10 protein-coding genes are annotated in these 13,942 nt (G+C 65.9%); 4 read left to right on the top strand and 6 right to left on the bottom strand.

All coding sequences use genetic code 11. The features are described from left to right. The first annotated feature begins 3 nt into the window (after positions 1 to 3). Positions 4 to 606: a TetR/AcrR family transcriptional regulator gene (locus tag C1A30_RS14725; protein WP_255413221.1), complete on the top strand. Its 603-nt coding sequence runs from the start codon at positions 4 to 6 to the stop codon at positions 604 to 606. Here the strand turns inward: C1A30_RS14725 and C1A30_RS14720 are convergent, their stop codons facing one another. The 3 genes from C1A30_RS14720 to C1A30_RS14710 all read right to left on the bottom strand — a co-directional run bounded on the left by C1A30_RS14720 (position 607) and on the right by C1A30_RS14710 (position 5,400). Beyond that, positions 607 to 2,364, bottom strand: a complete 1,758-nt coding sequence (locus tag C1A30_RS14720) for a cellulase family glycosylhydrolase (protein WP_235009909.1) — start codon at positions 2,362 to 2,364, stop codon at positions 607 to 609. A gap of 204 nt (positions 2,365 to 2,568) precedes the next feature. Then, positions 2,569 to 3,915 carry a hypothetical protein gene (locus C1A30_RS14715; RefSeq protein ID WP_101948990.1) on the bottom strand — a complete coding sequence of 449 codons (1,347 nt, stop codon included), beginning with the start codon at positions 3,913 to 3,915 and terminating at the stop codon, positions 2,569 to 2,571. Positions 3,916 to 3,945: 30 nt separating this feature from the next. Continuing rightward, positions 3,946 to 5,400 carry a condensation domain-containing protein gene (locus tag C1A30_RS14710; protein ID WP_101948989.1) on the bottom strand — a complete coding sequence of 485 codons (1,455 nt, stop codon included), beginning with the start codon at positions 5,398 to 5,400 and terminating at the stop codon, positions 3,946 to 3,948. A gap of 300 nt (positions 5,401 to 5,700) precedes the next feature. Here C1A30_RS14710 and C1A30_RS14705 point away from each other — a divergent pair, with 300 nt between their 5' ends. Further along, the gene (locus C1A30_RS14705; RefSeq protein WP_101950206.1) at positions 5,701 to 8,640 is read left to right on the top strand and encodes an RND family transporter; all 2,940 of its coding nucleotides are present in this window, start codon (positions 5,701 to 5,703) and stop codon (positions 8,638 to 8,640) included. Between the two features lie 68 nt (positions 8,641 to 8,708). On the opposite strand, the gene C1A30_RS14700 is transcribed toward C1A30_RS14705, so the two are convergent. The 3 genes from C1A30_RS14700 to C1A30_RS14690 all read right to left on the bottom strand — a co-directional run bounded on the left by C1A30_RS14700 (position 8,709) and on the right by C1A30_RS14690 (position 11,133). Beyond that, the gene (locus tag C1A30_RS14700; protein WP_101948988.1) at positions 8,709 to 8,960 is read right to left on the bottom strand and encodes a hypothetical protein; all 252 of its coding nucleotides are present in this window, start codon (positions 8,958 to 8,960) and stop codon (positions 8,709 to 8,711) included. Between the two features lie 80 nt (positions 8,961 to 9,040). Beyond that, positions 9,041 to 9,979, bottom strand: a complete 939-nt coding sequence (locus tag C1A30_RS14695) for an alpha/beta fold hydrolase (RefSeq protein ID WP_369974127.1) — start codon at positions 9,977 to 9,979, stop codon at positions 9,041 to 9,043. Positions 9,980 to 10,113: 134 nt separating this feature from the next. Next, positions 10,114 to 11,133: an alpha/beta fold hydrolase gene (locus C1A30_RS14690; RefSeq protein WP_101948986.1), complete on the bottom strand. Its 1,020-nt coding sequence runs from the start codon at positions 11,131 to 11,133 to the stop codon at positions 10,114 to 10,116. Positions 11,134 to 11,544: 411 nt separating this feature from the next. Between C1A30_RS14690 and C1A30_RS14685 the strand changes: the two genes are divergently transcribed. Further along, entirely contained in the window at positions 11,545 to 13,233 is a 1,689-nt protein-coding gene (locus C1A30_RS14685) for a sensor histidine kinase (protein WP_200828267.1), read from the top strand. After that, on the top strand, positions 13,215 to 13,898 hold the full coding sequence (locus tag C1A30_RS14680; protein ID WP_101948985.1) for a response regulator: 684 nt from the start codon (positions 13,215 to 13,217) through the stop codon (positions 13,896 to 13,898). The genes C1A30_RS14685 and C1A30_RS14680 overlap by 19 nt, the downstream gene beginning before the upstream one ends. Positions 13,899 to 13,942: the final 44 nt, after the last annotated feature.

Below are 13,942 nucleotides of genomic sequence, written 5' to 3'. Positions count from 1 at the left end.
CCTGTGACCGTCGAAACCACCGCGACCGACACCCGTGCGGCCATCATCGCCGCCGCGATGCGTTGTTTCGGCAGACAGGGTTTGACCAAGACCACCGTCGTCGACATCGCTCGCGCGGCCGACGTGTCGCGCAGCACGGTGTACGAATACTTCCGCGACAAGTCCGACATCGTGGAGGCCTGCGCCGAGCACTCGTCGCAGCGGTTCTACCGCGAGATGGCGCGGGCGATGGCCAGGGGCGAATCGCTCGAGGACAAGCTGACGCTTGCCGCGGTGTTCGTCACCAAGGCCCGCCGCTTCGTCGAGCCCGAAGTGTATTTCGACGCTGACGAAGTCAGCTTGCTGCTCACCAAGAACGCTGCGGTGCTGTTAGGGGAATGCAGTGAGTTCCTCGCGCCCTACCTCGCCGCGGCGAAGCTCACCGGCGAGGTGCGCAAGGACCTCGACGTGGTGTCTGCGGGTGAGTGGTTCGCCCGCATGCTGTTCTCGTTGTTCAGCACACCGTCGTCGCATCTGGACATGGACGACGACCGGGTGGTCGCGGATTTCGTGCGGACGTATGCGGTTCGCGGCTTCAGCACCGAGCGTGCAGGCCGGTCGCGGTAGTCACCTTCCGCCCAGTGAGCCGAGCAGGCCGCTGAGCAACGTCAACACCGCGACGATCGGATTTCCCGCCGGTTTCGGCGTCGTGGTGGGAGGCGGCGTCGTGGTGACCGGTGGGGTCGTGGCGACCGGTGGGGTCGTGGTAAGGGGTGGCGTCGTGGTGGGGATGGTGGTCGCGGTGGTGGTCGTGGACGTCGGCGTGGTCCCTGGGCCATGACCGTCGGCCCAGATGACCTTCGCGCCGGTCAACGGGTTCCAGGTGATCTTGCCGTACTCGAAAGAGGTGTACGTGCCGGTGGGACCGCCGGTTTCGTCGGTGGTGGCCAGGCCGAGTTCGGGTACCCATACCTTCGCGGTGTGCCCGGCAGCGGAATGCGCACCGGTGGCCTCCGAGTACCAGACCCGCAGCCCGGTGGACTTGTTGAAGTCCTGGTAGCCGTTGGTGAATTGTGTCGTCGGCGACAGCAGGTACGAACCTGCCTTGGCGGCAACGGGATTCGGTGAGCTCACGAACCCGCCGTCGGTCTGGAAGACGGTGCTGACGGTGCGCACCTGCGCCCACTTGCCGTCGGTGGTCTGGTAGACCGGCGACAGCACGGTGCCCAGCGCCGCATCATTGACGGTCGAGAACTGCTGATATTCGGCTGATTTCGCAATGGTCCCCGAGGCGCCCGCCCGAACCGTCTGGGCCGCGGCCTTCGGCGTCCAGTCCGTTCGGTAGATGCCGAACGTGGATTGACTGCTGACGCTGCCCGTCGCGCGGTCGCGGGTGGTGTAGATGAACATCGGCCCCGCGTAGGGCAGTTCCTGCCACTTCAACAGGATGTCCGCGATGTACTCGTTCTCTCTGGCCTCGCCACCGCTGGAGGACGGCTGGCCGTACTCCGTCGCCCAGATCTTCTTGTTGTCATCGCCATTGGCGATCATCACTTTCCGGACGTCCATCAACTGCTGCAGCGGTGAATTCGCCTTGCCGACCCCGCCGGAGAACTTCAGCGTGTAGAGGTACGGATGGAAGGACAACGCGTCGAAGTACGGTTTGGCGCCCGCGGCGTACATCTGTGTCACGTATGCGACCGGGTTGATCGTCAGCGACCCCACGCTCTGGATGGCGCCGAGCCCGGCGCTGATCACGACTACCGACGGATCGATCGCTTTGACCTTCGGGTAGGCGGCCTTGAGCAGTTCGGTGTAGGCGGCCGGGTCCGGCGTCGGCGTCCAGAACGTCACCGAGTTCGGTTCGTTCCAGATCTCGACGGCCGCGATCTTGCCCGCGTAGCGCGCCACGAACTTCGCCACGAAGTCGGCGTAGGCGGCGGTCGAAGCCGGCCGTGAACTGAGGTACTGCCCGCCGCTCACCACCGCCCACCGCGGTGTCGCGTTCACCATGCCCACGACGGCGATGTTGCGCGCCGCGGCCGAATTCACCGTCTTGTCGATGCTGCTCCAGTTCAGCGTGCCCTTGGTGGTTTCGACAGCAGCCCAGGGGATCATCAAGCGCACCGCGGAGACGTTCGTCGCCTTGATCATGTCCATGGTCTTGTCCACGCCTGCCTGATCCAGCCCCCACACATCGGAGTCGGCGATGGCCGTCGTCGTGGCTGCCGGGTTGATGGTCGCGGTGGCGGTGACGAACACGTCGCGGGGCCGGTTGTGCACGAGGTCGCGGCTGATCGTGGTGGTGCACACCAGCCCGACGATCACGGCCATGGTGGTGGTCAGAAAAGCCCGCCGGTAGCCGCGACGTCTGCTCAGGCCCACGGTCCACCCTTGAGGTCGGTCCGCGCGAAGCGGAGTTCAACATCCACCCGATCTTTGCTCTGCGATGATCTTGACGGACAAAGCCGCGCATGTGACGGATGTGGCCGGTGTGTCGTGTGTGCTGAGTTTGCCTACGCAAGCAACCGACGATCTATACGGCCCCAGCCGCGAAACTGCGCTCCAGCACGCCTCTATTCGCACTTTTCATGCCGGAATACAGTTTCGGCGCAAGGTGGCAGGCGTCCCCCACTGCATGGTGGCGTCGAGCGAGAACGCGGCGAAGGTGCTGGCAAGTGTCTGCCGCAGTTGGGCATTCGAGTTGGTTTGGCCCGGCTGATATGACAGCACCGAGATCCCGACCTTGCCGTTGACGCGGCCGCAAACGAATCCGAGAACGCCACCGGTACGGTGCATCGTCGCCGTGGTCGCACCCGGATACACCGAGCGTGCCGTGCAGTAGTCCGCGTCGGAGCCGTCCAAGCGGGCGACCTCCGCGGGCATCGCACCGATGTGGGACGACACCACACTCGCGGCATCGCCGGTCGCGACGCTGAGCATCCTTCTCATCAACCGCTTGGGCACGAAGGGAACCATCGGCAGCAGCGCCGCCCGCTCGTCGGGCATCGAGTTGTGGTTGATCAGCGCCTGCTTGATCGCAGCGCGGAGCCCGCGCAGATCGTTGGACACGCCCGCGGGATCGACGGTGACGTCGACGTTGGTCACCGCGTTGGCGCGGGTATCGCCCTCGGTGCGCTCGCTGACCGGAATCGACAGCAATACGGTTCCGCCGGCGACCCGGCCCATCCGTTGTGCTGCGTCGGCGGCCAAACCCGCGAGCAGCGCGTTGCTGGTGCCGCCGAGCGCCTTGGCGCAGGCATCCCATTCGCCCGCGTCGATGAATGCGGTCGCGCTCGGCAGCGTGAGCCGCTCATCGGACCCTCGGAGTCGTTGCGGGGCGGCCGCGCCGCCGCGACGGCGTGCCATCCGAATCGCCGCCCGCGCGGCGCGGCCGGCGGCGGGCAGATCGCGCGCGGTCTGACGCGCGTCTTCGCGCACAGCGCGCCAGCGCCGACGTGACTTGGCGGGCGGGAAGGTGAGCGCGCTGTCGACGCCGGAGCTGGCCTCGGCCAACGCCATTGCCAATCCGACCCCGTCGATCAGCGAATGCGCGACGACGAGGCTCACACCTGTACCGCCGTCGGTGAACGGCAGCACGGCTAGGTGCCATCCCGGGCCGTGCTCAGCGTCGAGTGGCGTGTGCGCCTGCTCGGTGAGCCAGTCGTCGAATTCGTCGCGCGGACGCGGTGTTTGGCTGACTTCGAGATCGGATGAATCGCTTGCCCGCACCCAGCGATGCCTGCCGAAAGGCAACGGCGACCGTTCGATGCGACGGGCCAACCGGCCCCGCTGCAAATGGTGATGGAAGCGGCGCAGGCCGGCGACGTCGATCGGCCGGTTGTAGATCCAGATGCACTGAATCGCGCTGGTGGTTCCTGTCGCCCGCTCGCCGAGGAACAGCGCCTGGTCGGTCAGGTCGAGAATGTTCGTCATTTCATCGTTCCGTTCTGTTGGTCGTTTCCGTCATCGGCTCGAGGCGCACACCACGCACGACGTGCTCGAATTCGCGTGGTGGGCCAGTTCTTCGATCCAGTCCGCGGTGATCTTGGCGACGTCGGCGAAGGCCTTGCTCAGCGCCGCGACGTAGCGGTGCACGGATTTGCGCGCAACCGGGTTGTCCGGGAACGAGATCGTCACCGTGGTGCGTGAGGCATGCCGGTTGATCCACATGTTGATCCCGCCGTGCGAGAGGTTGTCGCCGTAGATGCCGTAACCGGTCTGCTCCCACAGTTCGGCGACCGGGATCTTGCGGAAGTCGAGGAACGACACCATCATTCCGGGTTTGGTGGGCAGCTTGATGCGCAGTTCGTCCACCGACGCCAATTCGAGGACCCGTTCGAACGGCACGTTCGCCAGGTACTTGCCCGCGTTGAACGAGTCCTGTGCGGCGCGAGCGATGCCCGCGAACTCGCCGTCGCCGATCGGCACGGTGACCGGGAAGAGGCTGGCGAACCATCCGACGCTCATGGTGTCGACGTCCGCCGTGCGGGTGTCCGACGGGGTGAACCCGTGATACGTGGTGTTGCCGGTCAGTTGGTGCTCGGCCAACGCCGCGCATGCCAGCACGCCGCCGGAGAACCGGGCGCCGGCCTCGCGGCATGCGGTGTCGAACGCCTCGGTGTCGTCTTCGTTCAACAACTCGACGGTGACGAAGTCGCCCTTGCTGCTTGCCCAGGTGTCGCCGAGTTCCAGCGGGAAGCTCGGCCAGTCGCCGTCGGTGCTCTTGGCGAAGTCGATCCAGTCCTTGATCTCCGGCGACGACAGGGTCATGGCGGCAACCTTCTCGCGCTGACGGGCGGTGTAGTCGGCGTAACCGCCGACCGCGGGAAGGGCGACGGGCTGGCCCTGCGACAGGTTCTGGTACATCAGGTGGATGTCGACGAAGATCAGGCCCGCCGACATGCCGTCGATGTGCAGATGGTCGACGCTGGCGTAGAAGGTGAAGTGGTCGTCGTTCTGGATGACGCCGAAGCTGAAGCAGTCCCACTGCAGGGTCTGCGCGGTCGTCGCCAGCGCATGAGTCCGAATCTGCTCGGGCTCCATAACGCCGAAAGAGGCTGGGACGAAATCGATTTCGCTGGGGTCGTCGATGACTCGCCGGTAGATGTTGCCGTTCTCGACCTCGAACGTGCTGTGGTAGGTGTCGTGACGGCGCAGATGGGCGTTGATCGCCTCGGTCATCAGCGCGATGTCGCACACGCCGGGGATGTCCCAGGCGACCACCATCAGCCGGGGCAGTTCCCGCCCGAGCGCCTTGCCGTAGAAGGCGCCCCGCAGATGCGCGGCCTGCTGAAAGCTCGCGGGCAGATCGCTTCGGGTCGCCCTGGCGGCGCTTTCCCGCGCGGCAGGCGATGCGGTCCACGTGGTGACCGTGCCCGCTGCCGGCTGCCATGAATGAATGGGACCGAGTGCGACCATTTCAAGACTCCTTTGTATTTGTATTCGGGTGCCGAATCTCGTTGCGACCGAAGTTATGGCGCCGTCGGCGAAAAGGCTCGGTTGTGCTCGCTACCGGCGAAGTGAGCGATTTACCCAGTTTTTCGCATTCTGCTCAGCCCCTGACCAGGGGTTTCACGCCGCGGGCCGCCTTGAGCAGAACGCGCAAAAGGCGCTGAATCGCCGCTTGTGCGGGTTGTGCGCACAAGAGCGCGGCAACAGAAATGCCTCCGTAACTTCAGCGATGCCCGCATCAGGAATTCTCATTTGAAGGACGCCACCGTGTTGAAGAAAGCCACCCCGCAGACCGCGAAAAATTTCGATGTTTTCTCGCTGTTGGGGCGCACCGTGGTGCGCCTGCCCTGGCTGGTCATCTCCGCGTGGATCGCCTTGGTGGTCGTGTTGTTCATGACCTTCCCGGCGCTGACCAAGGTCGTCGAGAACCAGACGATCCAACCGCTGCCGTCGCAGGCAATGACGGCCACCGACCAGATGGCCAAGGATTTTCACGAGTCGACGCAGAACATCCTCGTCGTGGTCATGACCAACAAGCACGGCCTGACACCCGCCGACAACGACACCTACCGCGCGGTGGCCGACAAGCTCCGCAGCGACACCACTGACGTGTCCGCCGTGCAGGATTTCGTCAGCACTCCCCCGTTGCGGCAGTTGATGGTCAGCAAGGACAACCAGGCGTTCTATCTGGCCGTGACGTTGAAGGCGCCACCCGGATCGCCCGAATCGTCGGCGGCATACCAACACATCACCCAAATGGTCAAACAAGCCACCGCCGGCGCCGACCTCACCACCCACGTCACCGGATCGGCTGCCGTCATCGGAGACCTCTCGATCGTCACCGCCCACGACATGCACGTGATCGAGATCGCCACCGCCGCACTGGTGTTGCTGATCCTCCTGGTCATCTACCGGCGCCCCGTCACAGTGCTGCTTCCGCTGATCACGATCGGGATCTCCGTCGCGTCGGCGCAGGGATTGGTGTCGGCGTTCACCGAGATCGGGATGAGCGTCTCGGCCCTGACCATCGTGTTGATGACGGCGATGATCGTCGGTGCGGGAACGGACTACGCGGTGTTCCTGATCAGCCGCTACCACGAGTACATCCGCGCCGGAATGGATTCCGACGTGGCCGTGCAGAAAGCGCTCACCTCGATCGGCAAGGTGATCGGCGCGTCGGCGGCCACCGTGGCCGTCACCTTCCTTGGCATGATCTTCACCCAACTGCCCGCGTTCACCAGTGTGGGTCCGGCGCTGGCGGTTTCGATCGCGGTGGCGTTCCTCGCGGCGGTCACGCTGTTGCCCGCGGTGCTGGTGCTGGCGGGCAGGCGCGGATGGATCGCGCCGCGACGACCGCTCACCGACCGGCTGTGGCAGCGCTCGGCGATCCACATCGTCCGCAAACCCAAGGCGCATCTGGTGGTCAGCCTGACCATCCTGATCGCACTCGGCGCCTGCGCACTGTTCATGAACCCGACGTACAACGACCGCATGCAGTTGCCGGGCTCGGCGGAAAGCAACTTGGGGTATTCCGCTATGGCAGACCACTTCTCGACAAGCGCGTTGCTGCCGGAGTACATCTACATCCACTCGCCTCGCGATTTGCGGAATCCGCAGTCGCTGGCCGATATGGAGCAGATGGCGCAGCGGGTGGCGCAGTTGCCCAACGTTGCGGCGGTGCGCGGCGTCACCCGTCCGACGGGCCAGCCGATCGAGCAGACCAAGGTCAGCTATCAAGCCGGGGCGGTCGGCTCGAAACTGCATGACGCGTCGTCTCAGATCGCGGACAAGTCAAGCGATCTGGACAAGTTGAGCGGCGGCGCTCACCAGCTGGCCAGCAGCCTTGCCCAGGTGCGCGACCAGGTGAACGGCGCCGGCCGCTCGATGACGGCGATGACGGTGACGTTGAGCCAGGTGCAGAACCAGCTCGACAATCCGCAGACGGCACAGATGCTGAACACCGTCCGTACCTACGCCAACACCGTCGGCGGCGATCAGCAGGCGATGACCGGGGTCGCGAACTCCGCGTCGGCGATGCTGAACGCACTGAACAACAATCCGCAGTGCGACGCCGACCCGGTGTGCAGCGATGGCCGCGCCAAGCTGCAGCAGCTGTCCTCGTCGGGCTACGACGCGGCGCCTGCGCAGCGCATGCTGTCCTCGGTCCAGCAGCTGACCTCGATGATGCAGTCGGCGGGCAGCAGCCTGCGCTCGGCCGGGATCAACAGCCCGCAGGGCGCGCAAGCGAAGATCGCGCAGATGCAGCAGGGCGCCGACGCGCTCGCGAACGGCAGCGCGCAACTGGCCCAGGGTGTCCAGGTGCTCGTCGATCAGACCAAGAAGATGGGCGGAGGCCTGAACCAGGCGGCCGATCTGCTGCTGTCGATCAAGCACGACGCGTCGTCACCGTCGATGTCGGGCATGTACGTGCCGCCGCAGGTGCTGACGACCAACGACTTCCGCAACGCCGCGAAGGTGTTCATCTCGCCGGACGGGCACAGCGCCCGGTACATGGTCGAGACGAAGTTCGATCCGTTCAGCACCGACGCGATGGACCAGGTGCAGACGATTCTGGACACCGCGCGGGGTGCGCAACCGAACACGACGCTGTCGGACGCCACGATCTCCATGGTCGGCACCACCCCGATGTACAGCGCGATCCGCAGCTACTACGACCATGATCTGCGGCTGATCATCGTGTTGACCCTGGTGGTCGTCTTCCTGATCCTGGTCGCCCTGCTCCGCGCGATCGTCGCGCCGCTGTATCTGATTGCCTCCGTGGTGGTCTCGTACCTGTCGGCGCTGGGGCTCGGGGTGGCGTTCTTCCAGTTCATCTGCCACCAACACATCTACTGGAATGTGCCTGCCACCGCTTTCATCGTGTTGGTCGCGGTCGGCGCGGACTACAACCTGCTGCTGATCAGCCGCATCCGGGAGGAATCCCGCAACGGCATCCGCTCAGGGATCATCCGGGCCGTGCACTCGACCGGCGGTGTGATCACCTCGGCAGGCATCATCTTCGCGGCGTCGATGTTCGGTCTGATGTTCGGCAGTGTCTCCACGATGCTGCAGATCGGGTTCATCATCGGCGCGGGCCTGTTGATCGACACCTTCGTGGTGCGCACCATCACCGTGCCCGCACTGGCCGCGATGATCGGGCGCGCCAATTGGTGGCCGACGAGGTCACGCAAGCCCGCGGCCAGGTAGCCGCAGCCGGCGATTTGCGTGCGTTCCGGAGCGCTCACCGCTCCTGTTCGCACGCAAATCGCTGTTTGTCAGAGCGCCCGGAGTTGCTCGCTGTCGACGAAGACGAGGTCGCCGGAGTTCAGCCGCACCGCCCACCGCCGCGCGGCGCCGACGATCTGGTTCGAGCCCACTTCGACGGGCAGACCTGCTGACGGCCCGAAATCCTCGAGGATGACGCCACCCTGCTGCTTGTCGGTCTCGGGATAGACCAGGACCGGGGAATTGACCGCCAGCCCGGCCTCTTCGTCGCCGGTCTTGCCGTTCTTACCGCCCTTTGCCACCTTGAGCCCCCTCTACTCCCTCGAATCAGTAGAGCACAGGGGCTGACCTGCAAGGGCGGAAACGCGACCAGGGATTCGTACTAGGCGGCCCGAGGGGCGTGGTCGGTGGTGGTGGCCACGAAATCGTCGATCAGACGCGCGACCGCCTCGGCCCGTTCCGTAGGCGGATGGTGCCCGACGCCTGCCATGATGTGCAGCCGGCTGTTCGGCAGGGTCCGGTGGGCGGCCAGGGCGTGGTCCACCGGGATGACGCGGTCCTGGTCACCGCTGATGATCAGTGCGGGCACGACTTCTTTGAAGGTCAGCCGGTTCACCGCGGTGACCGCCTGTCCGCGGAAGTCGACGACCGAGCGCAGTGTGCGCAGGAAGGCCTGCCGGTGGTCGCGGTTCGACAGCGACGGGCGGGCCTTGAAGCGGTCGGCGGAGCCCATCAGCGCCCGCACCGCGTTGCCCGCGACGATGGCAGGCCGCGACGCGATCACCGGCAGCAGGAGTTCAGAACCGGGCAGGGACAGCAGCCGCAGCACGCGGCCGACGTCGCCGCCGAACCCGCCGCTGCTGATCAGCGCGATGCGCTTGCAGTACTGGCTGTGCTGATGGGCGAACTGCATGGCGATGCCGCCACCGAGAGAGTGCCCGACGACCGTGACGCGCGAGACGCCGAGCGCGTCCAGCAAGTCGCGAAGCAGGACAGCGAAGGCGCCCACCGAATGGTCGCCGCGCGGCTTGTCGGAGTCGCCGTTGCCGAGCAGATCGGGGGCGATGACGCGGTACTTGGTGGCCAGCACCGGTATTACGCCGCTCCACGTCGCTGAACTTCCGCCCATGCCGTGCACCAGTAACAGGACCTCGCCGGCGCCCTCGTCGCGATACGCGACGCGATCACCGTGCAACGTGATGGTTTTGAGGTTCGAGTCGGCGGCCGTGGTGTCTGGAACCGAGTCACGGCCTGGCCGGGAGACGACGGCGGGGGCGGCGAGGGCCGCGCAGGCAGCCGCGCCGACAAACAGACTCTTCATGGCGTTCATGAGGTGGCTCCGGTGAACTGACGTTGACGGTTACTACCTCATACGTTATGGCTTGTGTCGCAACGCTTCTCGCTTGTGCTCACTAGTCACTACAAGCGACGATCGCCGCGTTCTGCGCATACTGTTCAGGACACGACGAGCGCGAGTTGCGCTGCGGAGGAACGGTTTCTGGACCTGCGCGCGCTCACCGGACGACGGGATCCCCGACGCATGCCCATGGCCCGGCCGATCGCATTGCTCACGCACTCGGCGGCTTCCTGGAGCAACATGTGACCGGCAGTCGGGTGGTGGTAGTGCACGGCGCCAGGGATGGCGGCGGCCAGGTCGCGCGAATGCGAGGCCGGTGTCAGCACATCGGTGCCGCCGCTGATGATGAACGTCTTGGCGGTGATGGACTCGAGCGCCCGGTATGCGTCGTAGCGCTTCAGGCTCGGCAGGAACCCTGCCGCCGTGGTCAACGATGTGGTGCGGATGGCTGTCGCCGCGACCGCCGCCACCGCGGTGCCATCCCCGGCGAATCTGCTCAGCACGTCACCGAGTGGCTGGATGAGTCTTTGGACGGCCTTGTCCGCCGCGCGTTGCGGCATCCGGTGTACCAGCCCGAACAGTGCTTCTGTCGCTGGTGTTGCGATCAGGCGACCGATGCCCCGCGCGGCGAGGCTGCCCGCCGCGGTGCCGACCAGAACCAGGCCCTGCGGTTGAACTGGGCGCTCGGCCGCCGGGCGGGAAAAGTACGCCAGCGCCGTCATGCCGCCCATCGAATGGCCTGCCAGCGTGAGCGGACCCGTGATCCGCATGGCGGCCAGGACGTCCGCGAGATCGGCTGCCAGTTGGCTGATTTCGTAGGTCGGCATCGGCGCGCCCGTCGACCGACCGTGGCCGCGGTGATCGTAGGTGATCACCCGGATAGCTCGGCCGTACCGGCGCCGCAGCTGGCACACCTGCATCTGCCAGCTGGCTTGCGAGAGCAGAAGGCCATGCAGCAGAACGACTGTGGGCGCGTCGGCGCGCTCGGCGGTGTGGTCGGTCACCGCGATTCGCACGCCGTCTTGTGTCGTCACGGTGCGCTCGACGGGGCCGTCGCCGACGGAGGACGTCGGGTGAAATGCGGCGGGTGTCAGATCCGAATCGGGCGCAACCGACATGGCGGACTCCTCGGTAGATGCCGATGCCGGGACGGTCCCGGCTCGCTGATGCCAAGAAGCTACGGTCGACATCCGGGTGGGCACTCGCTTGTGCGCACAACCCGCGCAAGCGGCGATCTTGACCTTCTGCGCATTCTGCTCAGCGCGTTCCACGAGTTGAAGTTGTTGCCGCGCAGCACTATTGGCCAACACCACGCAGCCCTGAGCACAATGCGCAAAACCGCCACAATGATCACTGCGCGGGTTGTGCGCACAACCGCGCCGGTGCGTCAGCGACTCCATATGGTCGTCGGCGATGACTACTCACACCGCGCCATCCGCCGATGCGCTGCGCGACATCGGCGTCGACGAAATCAACCCGACATGACCGGTTTTGCTCATTCTGCTCAGGCGAACGCGTACGCTCGGCCCATGGCGAGAAGGCTGCGTGTGGACGTGCGCCTCGCTACCCAGGTACTGCTGCTTCAGGTCGCAGTCGTGACGCTCACGTTGGGCATCGCGGGTGGGCTGCTTGCCTTCATGAGTCACGAGCGCCTCGCCGCCCAATACGAAGACCGGTCGTTGGACATGGCACGCGCGATCGCGTTTGCCCCCGCCGTGCGCGCCGACGTTGCGCGCTACGACGCGACGCCGCTGACACCTGGCCCCGCGCTCACCGCCCAGTTGGCCGACGGGCAGCTTCAGCAGTTGGCCACCGAGATTCAGCGGCGCACCGGTGTGCTGTTCGTGGTGATCACCAACAACCAGGGTCTTCGACTTTCGCACCCGAACCGCGACGAGCTCGGTAAACATGTCAGCACCGATCCCTCCGAGGCGCTGGCCGGCCACGAGGTGGTGACGAGGCAATCCGGCACGCTCGGGTCGTCGGTCCGTGCGAAAGTGCCGATTCTTGCGCCGAATTCGGATCGGGTGGTCGGCGAGGTCAGCATCGGAATCTCCACCGCGGCCGTCCACCGTCAACTGTGGACCGACGTGCGCACGGCGGCCGTCCTGGTCGGCGTGGCACTTCTCATCGGCGTCGTCGGTTCGGTGTTCCTGGCCCGGCGGTGGCGGGGTTTGACGATGGGGCTGCAGCCCTCCGAGATGGCCGAATTGATCCGCGGCCAGGCGGCGGTGCTGCACGGAATCGACGAGGGCGTGCTCGCCGTCGACACCGACTGGAAGACAACGTTTGTCAACGACAAGGCGTGCCGGCTGCTCGAGGTCAGCAACGAACCGGGCGCCTCCGTGGAGGACATCGGGCTGACGCAACGTGTCCTCGAGGTGTTCAAGTCGGCGGATCCGACGCCGACGCTGGCCACCGTCGGGGATCGGATCGTGGTCGTGTCGGCGCGGCAGGTGGCGCACGAGGGGCGGGATCTTGGCACCGTCTTGGTGATCCGCGACCGCACCGACGTCGAATCGTTGACCCGCCAACTCGACGCGGTCCAACTGATGAGCACGGTCCTGCGCGCTCAGCGTCACGAATTCGCCAACCGACTGCACCTGCTCAACGGCCTGCTACACAGCGGCCACGTCGACGAGGCCGCGCAGTACGTCGAGGAGTTGTTGGGGTCGGGCCCGCTGGGTTCGGCGTTACCGGGCATCGACGCCATCCGCGATGCGTTCCTGCAGGCCTTCCTGGCGGCCAAGGCCGCCGCCGCACGCGAAGCCGGAGTGACGCTGACCATCGGCGAGAACACCTGGGTGCCCGGGCGACTCGCGCTGCCGGTCGACGTCACCACCGTGCTCGGCAATCTGCTGGACAACGCCATCTACGCCGCACGCACCGGCGCCAACGACGTGAAGATGGTGGAAGTCGAACTGCTGCAGGATGGTTCGACACTGCACATCACGGTCGCCGACACCGGGGACGGGGTGCCGCCCGACTTCGTCGAGCATGTGTTCTCCGAAGGCAAGTCGACCAAGCCGGACTCCGGGATACCGGGCGGTCGCGGTATCGGAATGGCGCTGTCCCGACAGATCACCCGCGCGCTCAACGGCGACATCCGGTTGTCGAGTCCCGGCAATCCTGACGCGGAGTTGTGCGGCGCAGAGTTCATCGCCCGGTTGCCGGGCGTGATGGTGGAGGAGGAAGCCCAATGGGTGGCACAGAATTGACCGTGCTCGTGGTGGACGACGACTTCCGCGTCGCCAACATGCACGCAGGCATCGTCAACGCGCTGCCGGGTTTCACTGTGACCACCACCGCGACGACGCTCGCGGCTGCCCGTAAGGCCGACCCCGTCGACCTCGCCTTGGTCGATGTCTATCTTCCCGACGGTTCCGGTATCGACTTCGTCCGTGAGTTGCGCTGCGACAGCATGGTTTTGAGCGCTGCGACGGACGCCCCCACCATCCGCGCCGCGATTGCCGCGGGAGCGTTGAGCTACCTCGTCAAACCATTCGCTCCCGCAGATCTGGTGGCCCGCCTCTCGGGCTATGCGCGCTACCGCAAGATACTGGCAGGCACCAACCTCGGCGGCAAGGAAGTGGACTCGGCCATGGACGCGCTGCGTCCGCGCATCGCGCCCGCACCGTCCCCGACCGCGGTGGCGTCGCCCACGAAGCAGTTGGTGCTGCAGGCCCTTCGCGCGTCGGGTCAGCCGATGTCCTCGGCGGAGCTTTCCGCGGAGATCGGCGTGTCACGAGCCACTGCGCAGCGGTATCTGTCCACCTTGGCCAACGCCGGCGAGGTCAGGATCCAACTCCGCTACGGCACGACGGGCCGTCCCGAACAAGAGTTCGTGGCCGTGGACAAACCACCGGGTCGGCCCGCTCGCTGAACTGTCCTGCGGTTCTGGCCCACGTTCAGCCAGCGGGTCTTATC

Origin of the sequence: Mycobacterium sp. 3519A, assembly GCF_900240945.1 — a bacterium.
Lineage (GTDB): Bacteria > Actinomycetota > Actinomycetes > Mycobacteriales > Mycobacteriaceae > Mycobacterium.
This window is presented reverse-complemented; position numbering and strand designations above follow the sequence as displayed.